The following is a 1,473-nucleotide window of genomic DNA, read 5'->3' as shown; positions in this document are numbered from 1 at the left end:
GGCGTTCACCCTGCTGCAGGAGCAGTTGCGGTCGGTACTCGACACGCTCAGCGAGCGCGAAGCCGGCGTCATGCGCCTGCGTTACGGCCTGGGTGATGGGCAGCCTCGAACACTCGACGATATCGGGAAGGTCTACGGCGTCACCCGTGAGCGGATCCGGCAGATCGAGTCGAAGACGATGTCGAAGCTACGTCACCCGTCGCGCGCACAGTTGCTTCGGGATTACCTCGAATAGCGGGCAGCGCGGGCAGGATTGCCAACTCGCGGCGTCCGCCGCGGCCCGCATCCGATCACAGCCCGGCATTCGATCACGACGCGGCGAGACCGCCTGGTCCGCTCGGGTGGCGGTGTCCGGGATTCCGGTGGCCGCCCGTGGTGGTCGGCGCGTACGGTGTGCGGCAAGGGCGGGGAGGCCGGGAAACGCGCGGTCCGTACCGCCGGTGGGCTCGGTGACAACACGCAGCCCGGTTGCGGCACCATGGGCCGGGACCTGGAATAGTTGTGACAGCACGCACAAGACCAATGCGAAAGCGGGGATTTTGGTGACTTCGACTGATGGTGCAGGCGCAGTGGATTCGGTGAGGGATACGCCCGAGTCGGCGCCGAACACCCTCGAGCGCGATGTCCAGACCCTGGAAAAGGCGATCTACGAGGTGAAGCGCGTCATCGTCGGGCAGGACCGGCTGGTGGAGCGGCTGCTGGTCGGCGTGCTGGCTCGCGGTCACGTGCTGCTCGAAGGCGTTCCCGGCATCGCCAAGACCCTGGCGGTGGAGACGTTCGCCAAGGTGGTCGGCGGCTCCTTCTCTCGCGTGCAGTTCACCCCCGACCTGGTGCCCACCGACCTGGTCGGCACCCGCATCTACCGGCAGGGCCGGGAGGAGTTCGACACCGAACTGGGCCCCGTCGTCGCGAATTTCGTGCTCGCGGACGAAATCAACCGCGCCCCGGCCAAGGTGCAGTCCGCACTGCTCGAGGTGATGGCCGAGCGGCACGTGTCCATCGGCGGCAAGACCTATCCGATGCCCGACCCGTTCCTGGTCATGGCCACGCAGAACCCGATCGAGAGCGAGGGCGTGTACCCGCTGCCCGAGGCGCAGCGGGACCGGTTCCTGTTCAAGGTGATCGTCGACTACCCCTCGGTGGAGGAGGAGCGCGAGATCATCTATCGGATGGGCGTCACCCCGCCCGAGCCGAAGAACGTGCTGCACCCGGAGGAGCTGATCCGGCTGCAGAAGCTGGCGGCCACCACCTTCGTGCACCACGCGCTGGTCGACTACGTCGTGCGGGTGATCGCCGCGACGCGCAATCCGGCCGAGTTCGGGCTCGACGACGTCGCGGGCTGGGTCGCCTACGGCGCCTCGCCGCGTGCCAGCCTGGGCATCATCGCCGCGGCGCGCGCGGTCGCGCTGATCCGCGGCCGTGACTACGTCGTGCCGCAGGACGTCGTCGAGGTGATCCCGGACGTGCTGCGCC

General features: G+C 68.2%; 2 protein-coding genes. Both read left to right on the top strand.

What is annotated here, in order from left to right:
• A partial coding sequence (locus tag NM2_RS46900; RefSeq protein ID WP_084532422.1) for a sigma-70 family RNA polymerase sigma factor occupies positions 1–235 on the top strand: 235 nt, incomplete at its 5' end.
• Positions 236–569: 334 nt separating this feature from the next.
• On the top strand, positions 570–1,473 hold a 904-nt coding region (gene moxR1, locus NM2_RS46895), incomplete at its 3' end, for a chaperone MoxR1 (protein ID WP_439957003.1).

It is taken from the genome of Nocardia miyunensis NBRC 108239 (assembly GCF_001613065.1).
GTDB lineage: Bacteria > Actinomycetota > Actinomycetes > Mycobacteriales > Mycobacteriaceae > Nocardia > Nocardia miyunensis.
Note: the sequence above shows the minus strand (reverse complement) of the source record. Positions and strands in the feature narration are given on the sequence as shown.